Origin of the sequence: uncultured Anaerovibrio sp. (assembly GCF_947302755.1) — a bacterium.
Classification (GTDB): Bacteria; Bacillota; Negativicutes; order Selenomonadales; family Selenomonadaceae; genus Anaerovibrio.
In genome coordinates this window covers 12474-28011 of sequence record NZ_CAMYWM010000018.1, presented here as the reverse complement: position 1 = coordinate 28011, position 15538 = coordinate 12474, and the positions used below count along the sequence as shown (strand labels likewise).

The 15538-nt window shown below is 50.1% G+C and carries 16 protein-coding genes and 1 pseudogene; all 17 read left to right on the top strand.

Annotated features, from left to right (window positions below):
* Positions 1-265 precede the first annotated feature (265 nt).
* Positions 266-1006, top strand: coding sequence for a pseudouridine synthase (locus Q0Y54_RS03430; protein ID WP_297964314.1), 741 nt, complete (start codon positions 266-268; stop codon positions 1004-1006).
* A complete protein-coding gene (locus Q0Y54_RS03425) occupies positions 999-2249 on the top strand; it encodes an NAD(P)/FAD-dependent oxidoreductase (protein ID WP_297964312.1) in 1251 nt (416 codons plus the stop codon). Before Q0Y54_RS03430 ends, Q0Y54_RS03425 begins: the two co-directional genes overlap by 8 nt.
* A gap of 3 nt (positions 2250-2252) precedes the next feature.
* Positions 2253-3551, top strand: coding sequence for a 3-phosphoshikimate 1-carboxyvinyltransferase (aroA, locus tag Q0Y54_RS03420; RefSeq protein WP_297964310.1), 1299 nt, complete (start codon positions 2253-2255; stop codon positions 3549-3551).
* 19 nt (positions 3552-3570) lie between these two features.
* On the top strand, positions 3571-4227 hold the full coding sequence (cmk, locus tag Q0Y54_RS03415; RefSeq protein WP_297964309.1) for a (d)CMP kinase: 657 nt from the start codon (positions 3571-3573) through the stop codon (positions 4225-4227).
* A gap of 4 nt (positions 4228-4231) precedes the next feature.
* The gene (locus tag Q0Y54_RS03410; RefSeq protein WP_297964307.1) at positions 4232-4834 is read left to right on the top strand and encodes a 1-acyl-sn-glycerol-3-phosphate acyltransferase; all 603 of its coding nucleotides are present in this window, start codon (positions 4232-4234) and stop codon (positions 4832-4834) included.
* A 67-nt stretch (positions 4835-4901) separates the two neighbouring features.
* Positions 4902-5729 (top strand): 4-hydroxy-3-methylbut-2-enyl diphosphate reductase, encoded by an 828-nt coding sequence (gene ispH / locus Q0Y54_RS03405; RefSeq protein ID WP_297964305.1) that lies wholly within the window; start codon positions 4902-4904, stop codon positions 5727-5729.
* Positions 5726-6445: pseudogene (locus tag Q0Y54_RS03400) on the top strand (S1 RNA-binding domain-containing protein); the annotation flags it as partial. The gene ispH and the pseudogene Q0Y54_RS03400, both read left to right, overlap by 4 nt.
* 68 nt (positions 6446-6513) lie before the next feature.
* Entirely contained in the window at positions 6514-6795 is a 282-nt protein-coding gene (locus tag Q0Y54_RS03395; protein ID WP_297964303.1) for a S1 RNA-binding domain-containing protein, read from the top strand.
* Between the two features lie 189 nt (positions 6796-6984).
* The gene (locus tag Q0Y54_RS03390) at positions 6985-8388 is read left to right on the top strand and encodes a DUF512 domain-containing protein (protein ID WP_297964301.1); all 1404 of its coding nucleotides are present in this window, start codon (positions 6985-6987) and stop codon (positions 8386-8388) included.
* Positions 8381-9712, top strand: a complete 1332-nt coding sequence (gene der / locus Q0Y54_RS03385; RefSeq protein ID WP_297964299.1) for a ribosome biogenesis GTPase Der — start codon at positions 8381-8383, stop codon at positions 9710-9712. The genes Q0Y54_RS03390 and der overlap by 8 nt, the downstream gene beginning before the upstream one ends.
* Positions 9712-10305 (top strand): glycerol-3-phosphate 1-O-acyltransferase PlsY, encoded by a 594-nt coding sequence (gene plsY, locus Q0Y54_RS03380; protein ID WP_297964297.1) that lies wholly within the window; start codon positions 9712-9714, stop codon positions 10303-10305. Before der ends, plsY begins: the two co-directional genes overlap by 1 nt.
* A 161-nt stretch (positions 10306-10466) precedes the next feature.
* Positions 10467-10922 carry an ACT domain-containing protein gene (locus Q0Y54_RS03375; RefSeq protein ID WP_297964295.1) on the top strand — a complete coding sequence of 152 codons (456 nt, stop codon included), beginning with the start codon at positions 10467-10469 and terminating at the stop codon, positions 10920-10922.
* An 18-nt stretch (positions 10923-10940) separates the two neighbouring features.
* Positions 10941-12230 carry a homoserine dehydrogenase gene (locus tag Q0Y54_RS03370; RefSeq protein ID WP_297964293.1) on the top strand — a complete coding sequence of 430 codons (1290 nt, stop codon included), beginning with the start codon at positions 10941-10943 and terminating at the stop codon, positions 12228-12230.
* A gap of 18 nt (positions 12231-12248) precedes the next feature.
* Positions 12249-13166, top strand: a complete 918-nt coding sequence (thrB, locus tag Q0Y54_RS03365) for a homoserine kinase (RefSeq protein ID WP_297964292.1) — start codon at positions 12249-12251, stop codon at positions 13164-13166.
* Between the two features lie 121 nt (positions 13167-13287).
* Positions 13288-14550: an HD domain-containing protein gene (locus Q0Y54_RS03360; RefSeq protein WP_297964290.1), complete on the top strand. Its 1263-nt coding sequence runs from the start codon at positions 13288-13290 to the stop codon at positions 14548-14550.
* Between the two features lie 26 nt (positions 14551-14576).
* Positions 14577-15101, top strand: a complete 525-nt coding sequence (locus tag Q0Y54_RS03355; protein ID WP_297964288.1) for a gamma carbonic anhydrase family protein — start codon at positions 14577-14579, stop codon at positions 15099-15101.
* 17 nt (positions 15102-15118) lie between these two features.
* A complete protein-coding gene (gene ndk / locus Q0Y54_RS03350; RefSeq protein WP_297964286.1) occupies positions 15119-15535 on the top strand; it encodes a nucleoside-diphosphate kinase in 417 nt (138 codons plus the stop codon).
* Positions 15536-15538: the final 3 nt, after the last annotated feature.

Sequence of the window (15538 nt, the reverse complement as noted above, 5' to 3'; positions counted from 1 at the left end):
GTAGTTTGTTTTCCCCCACCTAAAGAGGTGGGGGACATCTTAAAGCTCGTTATAATTTTTCCAGCTATTTAAATTTAGGCAAACAATATTTTTAGCAGTTCGGTCGTGTGAAAGACAATATCCACGGCCATTCCCCTACGGGACTGGCTCATTGCATTCGCGTCCCAAGGGGAAGGCTTTGCCGCTGATATTTTTGTTCTCTCACAATTAAAACTAGACAGTATCTGGCCTTTATGCTTTAATCTATAGGAAGGAGTGGCTGTAGATGGAACGGATACAAAAACTTATAAGTCGGGCCGGGATTGCGTCGCGGCGGGAGGCGGAGCGGCTTATTATTGAAGGACGCGTTAGTCTCAATGGCCAGGTGGTTACGGAATTGGGGGTTCAGGCAGAGGAGACGGATGAAATTTCTGTTGATGGGGTGCCTATTGGCAAGCAATCTGCCAAGCGGTATTTTTTGTTAAATAAACCCAAGGGCTGTCTCAGTACGGTGAAGGACGACCGGGGCCGGAAAACAGTGGTGGATTTGTTGTCTGATGTGCAGGAATACATTTACCCCATTGGCCGGCTGGACTATGATACGGAGGGGCTGCTGCTGCTTACCAATGACGGGGAACTGATGAACGGGCTGTTACACCCCCGGTATGAGGTCAATAAAACTTATTTGGCCAAGGTCAGGGGTATGGTGACACCGGAAAAGCTAAAGAAGCTGCGGAGTGGCATCAGGCTGGAGGACGGTATGACTGCCCCGGCGGAGGCCAGGCTGGTGGAATATAATGAACAGGGCGGCTGGTCCAAGGTCCAGGTGATAATTCACGAAGGACGCAACCGCCAGGTAAGGCGCATGTTCAGTGCCCTGGGAAACGAGGTAATCAGCCTGAAGCGGACTGCCTTTGCCGGTCTGACCCTGGAGGGAGTAAGCCGGGGCAAATACCGGGAGCTGACGGCGGAGGAAATAGGGAAGCTTAAGCATATTGCTGGAAGGCCAGGTACAAATAATGAATAAGATTGTGGTGGTAGGGGCCGGCCCGGCGGGAATGATGGCCGCCATAAAGGCGGCGGAGAATGGGGCCAGGGTGACCCTGCTGGAAAAAATGAAGCGGCCCGGGAAAAAGATGCTCATAACCGGCAAGGGGCGGTGCAATATAACCAATTCGGCGGAAATACCGGAGCTGATAAAAAGTATTCCCGGCAATGGGAAGTTTTTAAATAGCTGTATACGGGCCTTTGACAATGAGGATGTACAGTATTTCTTCAATGGGCTGGAGGTGCCCACCAAGATAGAACGGGGGGGCCGGGTGTTCCCCGTCAGCGACAAGGCGGTGGATGTGGTGGATGCCATGGTGGTACGGCTCCATGAATTGGGGGTTAAGCTGTACACCGATGTAAGAGTATCAGAAATATTGACAGAAAACAGCAGGGCTGTAGGGGTCAAAACGGCAGATAACCAGGTTTTTGAGGCGGAGGCCGTTATTCTGGCTACTGGTGGTGCTTCCTATCCCGGCACCGGCTCCACCGGTGATGGGTATAGGATGGCTGACAAAATCGGTCATAGGGTAATCACTCCCTTGCCGGCCCTGGTTCCTTTGGAGCTGGAAGAGGAATGGGTAACGGATTTACAAGGCTTGTCCCTTAAAAATGTACGGGTAACCCTATTGGCCGATGAGGAAAAGGTAGCGGACATGTTCGGGGAAATGCTGTTTACCCATTTTGGGGTCAGCGGCCCTATTATTTTGTCACTTAGCCGTCAGGCTGCCCAGCTGTTGGCCCAGGGCAGCTTTGTGGAGCTGATGATTGATTTGAAGCCGGCCCTTAGCGTTGAACAGCTGGAGGCCAGAGTATTACGGGATTTTGAAAAATACCAGCGCAAGGAAATGAAAAATGCCCTAAAGGATTTATTGCCGGGCCGTCTCATTGCCCCTGTTCTGGATGGGGCCTATATTGAGCCTGACCGAATGGTAAATTCCATTACCAGGGAAGAGCGTCATCGTCTTGTGGAGGTGCTGAAGGGCCTGCTGGTTACTGTAACCAAAACACGGCCCATTGCGGAGGCTATTGTCACTGCCGGTGGCGTGGATGTAAAGGAAGTAAATCCCAGGACCATGGAGTCCAAGCTCATAAAAAAGCTGTATTTTGCCGGTGAAGTGGTGGATGTGGATGCCTATACCGGCGGCTATAATCTGCAGGCGGCCTTTTCCATGGGGGCTGCGGCAGGCAACTGGTCCGTTTGGCAGGAAGAGGAGGAATAAGGAATGGGTAATAAAGTAATAAATAAGGCCCTGAAGCCTTTGCGGGGCGAGGTGGTAATTCCGGGAGACAAGTCCGTGTCCCATCGCAGCGTGATGCTGTCGGCCTTGGGGGATACGCCGGTGCATATTACCAACTTTTTGCCGTCGGCAGATTGCCGGTCAACGGTGGGGGTAATGAAGGCCCTGGGGGCCAAGGTGGACATTATCAGCGATACGGAGCTGATGGTGGAGGGACATGGGCTCCATGGCCTGCAGGAGCCGGCGACTGTTCTGGATGCTGGCAATTCCGGTACCACATTGCGCCTTATGATGGGTATGCTGGCTCCCCAGGATTTTGTTTCGGTCTTTACGGGGGATGCATCCCTTCACAAACGGCCTATGGGCCGGGTTATTAAGCCCCTGGGACAAATGGGGGCACAGATTGTTGGCCGGGCAGAAAACACCAAGCTGCCTATTACCATCGTGCCAACCGGGAAGAAGCTCCAGGGGATTACCTATGTAATGCCGGTGGCCAGTGCCCAGGTTAAATCGGCTATTTTATTGGCGGGTCTGTTTGCTGATGGGGAAACCACCGTGGTGGAGCCTTATCCATCCCGCAACCATACGGAGCTGATGCTAAAGGCCTTTGGGGTAGGTATCAGCAAGAGGGATAATCGCATAAGTCTTACTGCCCCGGACAGGCTGACGGCCCCGGGGGAATTGGTTGTTCCCGGCGATATCAGCTCAGCCGCCTTTTGGCTGGTGGCGGCCTCCATTATTCCGGACAGCGAGCTGCTGCTGAAGAATGTGGGCATCAATGAAACCAGAACGGGAATTATCGATGTATTAAGGGATATGGGGGCAGATATGACCATCCTTAATGAACGGGAAAGTGGTGGAGAGCCGGTGGCAGATATCCGGGTAAAATACGCCAAGCTGCATGGAACCCACTTCGGAGCGGATATAATCCCCCGGCTGGTGGATGAAATTCCGATTATTGCTGTGGCGGCCATGTTTGCCCAGGGTGATACGGTTATTACCGGTGCCGGGGAGCTGCGGGTGAAGGAGACCGATCGGCTGGAGGCTATTTGTCAGCAATTTACTAAATTAGGTGGTAATATTGAGGGCAAGGAGGATGGCCTGATTATTCATGGGGGCAGCAGTCTCAAAAAGGCGGAGTGTTTCAGCTATGATGACCACCGTATGGCCATGTGTCTGGCTATATTGGGCCTGGCCGGTGCCGGGGTGGAAATCCAAAGCCCGGATTGTGTGGATATTTCCTATCCAAGCTTTTATGAGGAGCTGGATAGATTAGCATTTTAATATAAAGAGGTAATGATTAATGAAGAAATTAGTAGTGGCAATTGATGGACCGGCCGGAGCCGGCAAGAGTACGGTGGCCCAGATGGCAGCCAAGGAATTGGGCTTTACCTATATTGATACCGGGGCCATGTATCGGGCTGTGGCCTGGAAGAGCCTGCAGCAGGGCCAGCCGGTCAGCGATGAGCTGATTAATGAGGTGGTGCAGGACATAGATATTGTTCTGGATTATAAGGAAGGTAAAACCAGGGTTTTTGTGGATGGTACGGAGGTAACCACAGCAATCCGCACACCGGAGGTTACGGCCATCGTATCCCAGGTGGCCGCCCTGGGACCGGTGCGGGAGCGGCTGACGGATTTACAGCGGAAAATGGCCACGGAGGGCTCGGTTATTATGGATGGCCGGGATATTGCCACCAATGTATTGCCCAATGCGGATATTAAAATTTTCCTGACGGCCTCCATCGAGGAACGGGCCCATCGCCGGTACAAGGAAATGAAGGCCAAGGGGTATGATGTGGATCTAAAGCAGCTGCAGGAGGAAATTGGGGCCCGGGACAAGGCGGACAGCGAGCGGGAGATTTCCCCCCTGGTACAGGCCGAGGATGCGGAGCTGTTGGATACCAGCCATATGACCATCGGGGAAGTGGTACAGGCTATTCTGGATAGATGCAGGTGATAGGATGTTTTATAAGGTATTAAAGGTTATATTTCAGATAATATTTGGCATTTTGTTCCGTCCCAAGGTTCAGGGGCAGGAAAATGTTCCCCTGGAGGGGGGCATGATTATGGCGGCCAATCATCTAAGTAACTGGGATCCACCCATTGTGGGCACCTATATGCCAAGGCCGGTGGCCTATATGGCTAAGGAGGAGCTCTTTACGCCGGCTATTGCCGGGGCCGTCATTAGAAGTCTGTACGCCTTTCCTGTAAAACGGGGGGCTGCCGACCGGGGGGCCATAAAAACAGCCCTGGGAATTTTAAAGCAGGGCCTTTGCCTGGGGGTATTTCCCGAGGGAACCCGCAGCAAGGATGGGAAGACCCACAAGGCTGAGGCCGGTGTGGCTCTGCTGGCGGCCATGGGCAAGGTACCGGTGGTTCCCACGGCCATTATCGGTACTAACAAGATTTGTCAAAACGGGGGCTTTCTCCCAAGACTCCAAATTATTTTTGGTGAGCCCATGTACTTTGAGGGAAAGCACAATGACAAGGAAGCTTTGGCAGAGTTTTCACAAAAAATAATGGAGAAAATTGATAATTTAATAAAAATAAATAGCCAAGCTTGAAAAATAATGATACAATATACGGGTATGTTGGACAAATAAAAATTATCAGCATACAAGGTGATATGTTATGGAAGTAATCCTTGCAGATAATCTGGGATTTTGCTATGGGGTTAAGCGGGCTATTCAGCTGGCGGAGGATTCGGCAGTGCCCGGGCAGGTAATAAATACCCTTGGCCCGATTATTCACAATCCCCAGATGGTTGCCAAGCTGGCAGAAAATGGCGTGGGAACGGTTGATACTCTGGAGGAAGCCCGTGAAGGAACCATAATCATCAGATCCCATGGAGTGGGGCCTGAGGTTTATAAGCAGGTAGAAGCCATGGGACTCAATATGGTAGATGCCACCTGTCCCCATGTCCGCAAGGCTCAGTCATCGGCCAGAATGCTGGCCGACGAAGGGTATCAGGTCGTTATTATAGGCGAAAAGCACCACCCGGAGGTAAAGAGCATTATTGAATGGGCTGGTGAAGGTGCCGTGGCCATTGAGACCGAGGAAGAGGCCGATGAGCTGCCAAAATATGGCAAGCTGGGCATTGTGGCCCAGACCACATTTTCTGCCCCAAAGTTCAAGCAGATTGTTGATCGGCTTTTGGATAAGTCCAGTGATATAAAAATATTGCGGACGATTTGTACGGCAACGGATCAGCGTCAGTCAGCGGCAATTAAGCTGGCTGCCCAGGTGGAGCTGATGCTGGTTATTGGTGGTAAAAACAGTGCCAATACAACCCGGCTTGCCCAGCTGTGCAGTGATAAATGTAAAACTTACCATATCGAAACGGCGGAAGAGCTTTGTGACGAGTGGTTTGATAAAATTAAAAAAATTGGTATCACAGCCGGTGCTTCTACTCCGGACTGGATTATCAAGGAGGTTTATAAAAAGTGTCAGAAGAAATGAATTCAATGGAAGCTTGGTTAGCACAAGAAGATTCTATGAAGGAGATACATGAGCGCGATTTGGTTAAAGCTACAGTTGTTGCAGTAAATGATAACGAAGCAATCGTTAACATTCCGGGCAACAAGAATGATGTGCCAATTTCCAAGTTTGAGCTTGCTGAGCCTGCTCCTGAATCTGCCAAGGATATCGTCCAGGTTAATGACGAAATCGAGGTTTTGGTTGTGGCCAAGGGTGGCGAGAATGGTCTGACTGTTTCCAAGGTTAAGGCTGACCGCCTGGCTTCCTGGAAGGAGCTGGATGGCATCGTTGAGAAGGCTGAGCCTATTGAGGCTGAGATTACTCAGGTGGTTAAGGGCGGCTTGGTTGCCCGTGCTCTGGGCGTTCGCGCATTCATCCCTGCATCCCAGATCGAGCTGAACTTTGTTAAGGATTTGTCCAAGTATGTTGGTCAGACTGTAAAGGTTATCCCAATTGATCTTGATCCTTCCAAGCAGCGTCTCGTTCTGTCCCGTCGTCAGCTGCTGGAGACTGAGCTGGAGTCCTGGCTGGAAAACGTTAAGGAAGGCGATGTAGTTAAGGGTACTGTGAAGAGACTGGTTAACTATGGTGCATTTATTGATATTGGCGGCATTGATGGCCTTGTTCATATTTCCGATATTTCCTGGAACCGGGTTAAGGATCCGGCTGATGTTCTGGAAGAGGGCCAGGAGCTGGATGTTAAGATTAAGAGCATTGCCAAGACTGAGGATGGCAAGGTTCGTATTTCCCTGAGTGTTAGGATACTATGCCTGATCCATGGGTTGTTAAGGCTGAGAAGTACAAGGCCGGTGACGTTATTTCCGGCGAAATCGTTGGCCTTAAGGCGTTTGGTGCCTTCATGCGCATTGAGCAGGGTCTGGATGGCCTCATTCCTATGGGTGAATTGGCTGATAGACGCATTAAGAGTGCTGATGAGGTAGTTGCTATCGGTGATCAGGTTACCGTTAAAATTCTGAACATCGATGTTGAGAGAAAGCGGATTTCCCTCAGCATTAAGCAGGCTGGCGAGTCCAACGAGGCTGAGTAAGTTCAGTCCCTGGGCCTTGTGCCTTAATAGTATATGAATTTTATTGGGGAGTGATGATTTCATCACTCCCTATTTACGATTTTAATCAGATATATTTACGGTTTTACCAGATTTATTTGCAGATAAAATGTGAATTATTAAGAGGGAGCCTTGGCATCCCGGTATACATATTAGAGAACAGGAGAATGTATGGGCTACGGTAAAATATTGTCCGTGGAACCGGGCAGTCTGGCCGAGGAGCTGGAGCTGGTTCCGGGGGACAAGATAATCGAAGTGAATGGTATGAAGCTCCGGGACATTATTGACCTTAGCTTTGCCTTCGCCGATGAGGAAATTGAGCTTTTAATTGAGCATGCCGATGGTGAGCAGGAGCTTCTGGCCTTTGACAAGGATTATGATGAGGAGCTGGGAGCAGAGTTTGAATCTGCCGTATTTGACGGTATTCGCAAATGTGCCAACAACTGCTATTTCTGCTTTGTGGACCAGGTGGCTCCCGGTATGCGGGATACCTTGAATATAAAGGATGATGACTACCGTCTGTCCTTTTTATATGGTAATTTTGTTACTATGACCAACATGGTGGACAGTGATTTTAAGCGCATAAAGCAATATCATTTGTCTCCCTTGTTCGTGTCTGTACAATGTACCAATCCTGAGCTGCGGTGTCAGATTTTGCGCTGCAAAACGGCGGGGAACCTGATGACCCAGCTGGATAAGCTGGAGGAGGCTCAGGTGGAATATCATACCCAGATTGTTCTGTGCCGGGATTTAAATGATGGGGAGGAGCTGGACCGGTCCATACGGGATATTTTGGCCAGAAAGCCCCATGCTTTGTCCATGGCCATCGTTCCCGTGGGCCTTACCAAATTCCGTCAGGACCGATATCCCCTAAAGGGCTTTGACAAGGAAAGTGCCCTTAGGGTCATTGAGCAGGTGGAGAGGTACCAGAAGCGGGAGCGGGAGACTACGGGCCGTACCTTTGTATATTTAGGGGATGAATTTTATTTTTTGGCCGGAAGAGAGGTACCGCCGGCCGAGGCTTATGACGGGTTTCCCCAGCTGGATAACGGTATTGGCCTGGCCAGAAATTTTATGGAGGAATTTTCTGCCGCCCGCCATCAGTCAAAGGCCAAGAACTGGCATTATGCCCAAAGGCAGCGGCTGGCGGTACTGACCGGTACAGCAGTGGCTCCTATGTTCAGAGGGCTGGCTGACGAGCTGGCAATTGATAATTTGGAGGTAACCATAGTGCCGGTTCCCAATAATCATTTTGGTACTACGGTAAATGTTTCAGGGCTGCTGACCGCCCATGATATGAAGCAGGCCTTGGAGGCCTTGGGGAAGACCTTTGATGGAATTTTAATTCCTGAGTCTGCCCTGAGAGCCGGTGATAATATTTTTTTAGATGATGTTTCCCTGGAGGATTTTAAGGACTGGTTCCCCACACGGGTGGAAACAGTGGGGGATGGTAAGGATTATTTTAATGCCCTTACCCAGTTCGCGAATTATCAGGGAGTAAGTGGTGAGGCAGCTGCCTATATGTGGCAGAGCAATGCAGCATATACCAAGAGAGGAGGCCACAAGAATGAGTAAGCCCATAGTTGCTATCGTGGGACGGCCTAATGTGGGGAAGTCCACTTTATTTAATCAGATTGGCAAGCGCCGGGTGTCCATCGTGGATGATATGCCGGGGGTTACCCGGGATCGTATCTACATGGATGCGGAATGGCTGAACCATACCTTTACGATGATTGATACCGGTGGTATCGAATTTGATGAGAGTGACCAGATACTCCGCTCCATGCGGCAGCAGGCCAAGATTGCCATGGAGGAAGCCGATGTTATTGTGTTTGTAGTGGATGGCCGGGTGGGTCTGACCTCGGCTGATGAAGAGGTGGGGCACATGCTGCGCTCCGCCAAGAAGCCGGTGGTATTGGCCATAAATAAGATTGACAGCCCCCAGCTGGAGGCCAATATTTACGAGTTCTATAATCTGGGTCTCGGCGATCCTATTGGTATATCAGCCTCCAACGCCCTGGGTCTCGGTGACCTTTTGGATGCAGTGGTGGAAGCCTTTCCGGCCAGTGATTATGAGGAAAAGGAAGAGGATGAAATCAGCATTGCCGTCATCGGTCGGCCAAATGTGGGCAAGTCGTCCATTGTCAACGCCCTTATTGGGGAGGAACGGGTAATTGTCAGCGATGTGGCCGGTACCACCCGGGATGCCATTGATACCCATTTCGTATCCGACGGCAATAAATTTTTGATGATTGATACGGCGGGGATGCGCCGCAAGGGGAAGATTGACGAGGCAGTGGAGCGGTATAGTGTCATGCGGTCCCTGCGGGCTGTGGACCGGGCCGATGTGGTGCTGATGGTTATTAATGCCTTTGAGGGGATTACGGAGCAGGACAAGAAGATTGCCGGCTATGCCCATGAATCCGGCAAGGGCGTAGTGATTGTGGTGAACAAGTGGGATATCTTCCCGGACAAGGATGATAAATCAACCCTGAGATTTACTGAGGACTTGCGGGATGAATTAGGCTTTTTACAATATGCGCCTGTTCTCTATACCTCTGCCCTGACCCATCAGCGTATTCCCCGTATTACGGAGCTGGTGAAATATGTGGCGGATCAGCAGTCCATGCGCATTCAGACCAGCGTGTTAAATGAGCTGATCAGGGATGCGGTATCCGTAAATCCACCACCATCCCATCGGGGGAAGCAGCTGAAGATTTACTTCATGACCCAGGCTGATATCAGGCCGCCTAAGTTCATTGTCTTTGTAAATGATCCGGAGCTGATGCATTTCTCTTATTTAAGATTTTTGGAAAATCGCCTGCGGGAGAGCTTCGGCTTTGAGGGAACCCCATTAAAGCTTATTGTTCGCGGTCGGAAGGAAGAGGAGGATATCTGATGGTTGAGCTGATTATTGCCTGTATATCAAGCTATGTAATAGGATCTATTCCCAATGGTCTAATTTTGGGCAAGGCCATTTGGGGGGTGGACCTTAGGCAGCATGGCAGTAAAAATATTGGGGCCACCAATGCCTGGCGGACCATCGGCAAGCCGGCGGGCATATCCATTTTTGTGTTGGATATGCTGAAGGGCTTTTTGGGAGCCGGTTTGGGGGTGTTTTACGCCGGTGCCCCGGAATACGGTGTGCTGTGCGGCATATTGGCCGTGGTGGGCCATTCCTGGTCCCTGTTCCTCCGCTTTAAGGGGGGCAAGAGCGTATCTACCGGCTTAGGGGTTCTAATTATGCTTATGCCGGTAATTGCCGGCCTGGTTTTCTTGGTTTGGCTGGCCATTGTTTACGTAACCCGCTACGTGTCCCTGGGCTCCATTGTAGGAGCGGCGTTAGTACCGGTGCTTGCCTATATTTTTGATATGCCGCCGGTGTATATTGGCTTTGGTGCCCTGGCGGCGGTATTCATTATATATCGTCATAAGACAAATATTGAACGGCTGCTGAACGGCACGGAAAGCAAGATTAAAGCCGCCCGGTGACGGAATGTATTTTTGAAATAGACAAAAAGAGTACTCATGCGCAACGTGAGTACTCTTTTTTACGTTCCTGGAAATAATACTATTGTCAACTCCAATAATACAGTGTATAATATCCCTTGTATGTAGAAAAATATCCACTTATAGTGTACGGAGGAAAAAATATGACATCAAAAGTTAAAAGCGGATTTTTCCTTGTTAGAGAAGAAATTTTACCGGAAGCAATAAAGAAAACCATTCGGGTAAAGGAAATGCTGAAGCGCGGTGATGCCCGTACAATCAACGAAGCCGTTGAACGGATGGAGCTTAGCCGCAGTGCTTACTATAAGTATAAGGATTATGTATTTCCCTTCTATGAGGCCAGCCAGAACAAAATCGTAACCCTGACCTTCCTGCTGGAGCATAAGAAGGGGGTTCTGTCCAGCGTGTTGAATACCATATCCAGTGATTCCGGCAGTGTGCTTACCATCAATCAGGGAATTCCACTTCAGGGTGTGGCCAATGCCACCATTTCCATTGAGACTATGAATTTGTCCGTTGACCTGGAGGCCCTTTTGGACAAGCTTCGGATGGTGGATGGTGTTAAACGGCTAGAGGTGCTGGGACAGGCCCAGGCGTGAGGGGAGTAGCAAGGCTTTATGGGGAAAAAAATTCAAATTGGACTGTTGGGCTCCGGCACGGTGGGTTCCGGCGTGGTGGAGGTCCTGAAGAAAAATGTCAGGGATATCGAGCAGCGCATTGGTGCTGAAATTGGCATTAAGACCGTTTTGGTGCGGAATTTGGCCAAGAAGCGGGACAATCTGGCCGGTATTGCGGTTACGGACAATGTGGAGGATATTATAAAGGATCCTGAGATTAATATTGTAGTGGAGCTGATGGGGGGACTGCATCCGGCCATTGAATATATGGTGAAGGCCATGGAGGCCGGCAAGCATGTGGTGACTGCCAACAAGGATGCGGTGGCCCAGTCAGGGGAGCTGCTTTTTGGGGCAGCTGAAGCCAATAAGGTTGATTTCATGTTCGAGGCCAGTGTGGGTGGCGGTATCCCGATTATTACCCCATTGAAGCAGTGTCTTACAGGAAACAAAATAAGCCTGATTATGGGCATTGTAAATGGCACCACCAACTACATGCTGACCAAGGTGACCCAGGATGGCAGTGATTATGATGAGGTGCTGAAGGAGGCCCAGGCCAAGGGCTATGCTGAGGCCGACCCGGCGGCAGACGTGGAGGGCCTGGATGCGGCCAGAAAGGCGGCCATATTGGGCTCCATAGCCTTTAATACGCGAATTCATCTGGACAGTGTTCATGTGGAGGGGATAACCACCATTGAAGCGGCGGATATTGCCTATGCCAAGGAGCTGAATTATGTAATAAAGCTGCTGGCAGTGGCCAAGGATTATGGGGATATTGGGGTTAATGTACGGGTTCACCCTGTTTTTTTGCCGGTAACCCATCCATTGGCTGCAGTAAATGACGTATTTAATGCGATTTTTATCAGGGGAAATGCCATTGGGGATGCCATGTTCTACGGCCGGGGGGCCGGCTCCCTGCCCACTGCTTCGGCAGTATTGGCCGATATTATTTCGGTGGCCAGAAATATTGTTACAGGGAATACGGCTGTGACAGGCTGTACCTGCTACAGCAAGCGTAATATCTGTCCGCTGGCCGATACGGAATCCTCCTACTATGTGCGCCTGCATGTGGATGATGAACCGGGGGTTTTGGCGGCCATTGCCACTGCCTTTGGGGACAGTCATGTAAGCCTGAAGTCAGTTATTCAAACCCGTATGGTAAACAACCATGCGGAAATCGTGGCAGTAACCCATGTGGTTAAGCACAAAAAGCTGGAAAAGGCTGTGGAGCTGCTGCGGGGGCTGTCGGTGGTGTACAAGATATGCAATATTATTCGGGTTGAGGGAGATTAATATTTTAGGGGAAAGGTTATGGAAGCAAAGACAGTTAAGGTGAGAGTTCCGGGAACGTCAGCCAATCTGGGACCGGGCTTTGATACCTTGGGAATAGCTTGCTCCTGCTACAATGAACTGGAGCTTACTCTTTTTAGGGATGATAGGCTGGAAATAGAAATTTACGGTGAAGGGGCGGAGAAAATTCCCAAGACCAGCCGGAATATCGTTTGGCGGTCTATCCAACGGGTACTTAGACGGGTAGGCTGTGATGATGAATATAAGGGAGCCAGGATTGTTATGAACAATCAGGTTCCTCTATCCCGAGGGCTGGGCAGCAGTGCCACGGCCATTGTGGGGGGGATTAAGGCGGCCAATGAGGCTCTGGGCAATCCCTTGAAAAATCGCGATTTATTGAAAATTGCCACGGATATAGAGGGACATCCCGACAATGTGGCTCCGGCAATTTTTGGCGGCATGACCATCAGCACAGTGCGCAACGGCTGGCCGGAAACCTTCCGTTTTATTCCAAAGCTCCGCTTTAGAATGGTGGTTGTTGTGCCGGATTTCTTTTTGCCGACCAAGGCGGCCCGGGAGGTTTTGCCTGACAAGGTGGACAGGGCCGATGCCATATTAAATATTGGCAGTACAGCCATGATGATTGCTGCTTTTATCAAGGGAAGCCGCCGTTTTTTGCGGAATGCCTTTGATGATGCCCTTCACCAGCCATATAGGGCGGAGCTTATTCCGGGGATGTATGATGTATTTGAGGCCGCCAGGCGGGAAAGGGCCCTTGGAGCCTTTCTCAGCGGGGCCGGGCCGTGTCTTATGGCCCTGGCCAATGGCAACGAGGTAAAGGTGGCTGAGGCCATGCAACAGGTTCTTAAGAATAATCATGTGGAGTCCACCTATATGATTTTGGATATTGATAAGCAGGGGGCCTGTGTAATAGAATAATCTCTACAGGGCTCGTAAAATCGGACTGGAAAACCGGTCCGTTTTTTTATGTGTAATTTGGCAGGAATTTTTATTAAAACAACGAATTTTTATAGATAGGTGCAGTTAAGGTGGTGAATAAATGACAGAAACAGAATTTGCTCTACAGGTGAAGAACGCCGGTGGGACCCTGTATATAGTAGGTGGCTGGGTGCGGGACAGGCTTATGGGGAAGGCTCCCCACGACAAGGATTATGTGGTGGTGGGCCTGTCCAAGAAATGCTTTGAGGAGCATTTTCCCGAAGCCAAGCTAATCGGCAATGCCTTTCCCGTATTTTTGGTGAAAATAGACGGTATAAGCTGTGAGGTGGCCTTTGCCCGGAAGGAGCGCAAGACGGGCACCGGGTACACTGGCTTTGAAATAGCTGCTGATGCAGGCATTACCATTGAGGAGGACCTTTATCGTCGCGATACCACTGTCAACAGTGTGGCCATGGAGGTCCTTACAGGGGACATTATCGATTTATACGGGGGACGCCGGGATATTGAGCAGAAAATTATGCGGCCTGTATCGGAGCATTTTTCTGAGGATCCGGTTCGGGCACTGCGGGTGGCCCGGCAGGCGGCTCAGCTGGGATTTAAGGTATCCCGTGAGCTTATAGAGGCTATGAGGGAGTGTGTGCAGGAGCTGAAGGAGGAACCTACGGAGCGAATTATCGGTGAACTGAAAAAAGTCTTGCTGAGTGACAGGCCCTCTGTTTTTTTTCAGGTATTAAACAGGGCCGGGCTGCTGGAACCCATCTTTCCGGAGGTTTATGCGCTTATTGGCAAGACTCAGCCCGTTGATTTTCACCCGGAGGGGGATGCCTACAACCATACCATGCTGGTAATCGATAGGGTAGCCCAGGCCACGGATAATGAGGTGGCGGTATTTGCCGCTCTGGTTCATGATATAGGCAAGGGCGCTACTCCCCGGGAAATGCTGCCTCATCACTACAATCACGAAGCAAGGGGCCTGGAGGTGTTGAACGGCTGGAACAAGCGGGCTAAATTTCCTAATCAGTGGATGCGGGCCGGTGCCCTGGTTATTGAGGAGCATATGCGGGCTCCTTTAATAAAAAAGCCGGGGAAGATTACGGCATTGCTTCTTCACCTGCACAAGATGGCCAGCTACCTGCCTCCGGAGGATTTCTGCCATATTATAGAGGCAGATCATGGCCACCTTCCGGTTTATCTGGCCCGATATGATGAATTGCTGAAGGTGCTGCTGTCTATTGATGGCACCATGGCCCCGGAGGGGGTAAAGGGCAAGGCCCTGGGGGATTGGCTCACCAGCCAACGGGTTATGGCCTGTACTGGATGGCTTAAGGACTGGAATTCGTATGACAAATTTGCTATAATATAAGAGTACATCTTTAGGGAGGTTTTTTTATGGGAAATGTTATGGCATTAGCTGAAAAAAAGCCTGAATTAGGTGAGAATGTGTTTGTTGCTCCAAATGCGGCAGTGGTGGGCGATGTTACCATCGGCGACAACAGCAGCGTATGGTTCAGCTCGGTTATCCGGGGGGACATCAACAAGGTGGTTATTGGGAACAATACCAATATTCAGGATAACTGCACCATTCACACCATGTGGGACACCCCAACCATTATCGGCAATAATGTTACAATAGGCCACAACGTGGTGCTTCATTGCAGCAAAATTAGCGATAATTGCCTTATTGGCACGGGAACAGTTATTATGGGTTATACTGAAATAGGCGAGAATTGCATTATCGGTGCAAATTCTTTCATTCCCCAAAATAAAAAGATACCGGCCAATTCCATGGTATATGGTAATCCGGCCAAGCTGATCCGCCCATTGACCGAGGAGGAGATGAATGCCCTCCGGGAGTCGGCGGATGCCCATAGAGACCTGGCCAGGATGTATAGTGAAAAGTTACAGGATATTTAAAAGGAGAAGTAAGCAAGATGGAAAAGACATTGGTACTCATTAAGCCAGATGCCATGAAGGCACATCACATCGGTGACATTATTAAGATTTATGAGGAAAAGGGCCTGGAGATTTTGGCTGCCAAGATGCTCAAAATGGATGACAAATTGGCTTCTCAGCATTATTATGAGCATATTGGGCGTCCATATTACGGTGAATTAGTTGATTTTATGACCTCCGGTCCGATTATTGCCATGGTATTGGCTGGTGAGGATGCTATTGCCAATGTTCGTAAGATTAATGGTAAGACCAATCCTGCTGAGGCAGAGGAGGGGACTATCCGTAAGCTTTATGCAGCCAGCAGCGGCGAAAATGCAGTTCATGCTTCTGATTCCCCGGAAAGTGCAGCCAGGGAGATTTCCTTATACTTTAGTGCTACTGAGATTTTTGACTAATTA

Coding starts and splice junctions, on each gene's coding strand:
- Q0Y54_RS03430 (WP_297964314.1), top strand. CDS start 266: ATGGAACGGATACAAAAACTTATAAGTCGGGCCGGGATTGCGTCGCGG.
- Q0Y54_RS03425 (WP_297964312.1), top strand. CDS start 999: ATGAATAAGATTGTGGTGGTAGGGGCCGGCCCGGCGGGAATGATGGCC.
- aroA (WP_297964310.1), top strand. CDS start 2,253: ATGGGTAATAAAGTAATAAATAAGGCCCTGAAGCCTTTGCGGGGCGAG.
- cmk (WP_297964309.1), top strand. CDS start 3,571: ATGAAGAAATTAGTAGTGGCAATTGATGGACCGGCCGGAGCCGGCAAG.
- Q0Y54_RS03410 (WP_297964307.1), top strand. CDS start 4,232: ATGTTTTATAAGGTATTAAAGGTTATATTTCAGATAATATTTGGCATT.
- ispH (WP_297964305.1), top strand. CDS start 4,902: ATGGAAGTAATCCTTGCAGATAATCTGGGATTTTGCTATGGGGTTAAG.
- Q0Y54_RS03395 (WP_297964303.1), top strand. CDS start 6,514: ATGCCTGATCCATGGGTTGTTAAGGCTGAGAAGTACAAGGCCGGTGAC.
- Q0Y54_RS03390 (WP_297964301.1), top strand. CDS start 6,985: ATGGGCTACGGTAAAATATTGTCCGTGGAACCGGGCAGTCTGGCCGAG.
- der (WP_297964299.1), top strand. CDS start 8,381: ATGAGTAAGCCCATAGTTGCTATCGTGGGACGGCCTAATGTGGGGAAG.
- plsY (WP_297964297.1), top strand. CDS start 9,712: ATGGTTGAGCTGATTATTGCCTGTATATCAAGCTATGTAATAGGATCT.
- Q0Y54_RS03375 (WP_297964295.1), top strand. CDS start 10,467: ATGACATCAAAAGTTAAAAGCGGATTTTTCCTTGTTAGAGAAGAAATT.
- Q0Y54_RS03370 (WP_297964293.1), top strand. CDS start 10,941: ATGGGGAAAAAAATTCAAATTGGACTGTTGGGCTCCGGCACGGTGGGT.
- thrB (WP_297964292.1), top strand. CDS start 12,249: ATGGAAGCAAAGACAGTTAAGGTGAGAGTTCCGGGAACGTCAGCCAAT.
- Q0Y54_RS03360 (WP_297964290.1), top strand. CDS start 13,288: ATGACAGAAACAGAATTTGCTCTACAGGTGAAGAACGCCGGTGGGACC.
- Q0Y54_RS03355 (WP_297964288.1), top strand. CDS start 14,577: ATGGGAAATGTTATGGCATTAGCTGAAAAAAAGCCTGAATTAGGTGAG.
- ndk (WP_297964286.1), top strand. CDS start 15,119: ATGGAAAAGACATTGGTACTCATTAAGCCAGATGCCATGAAGGCACAT.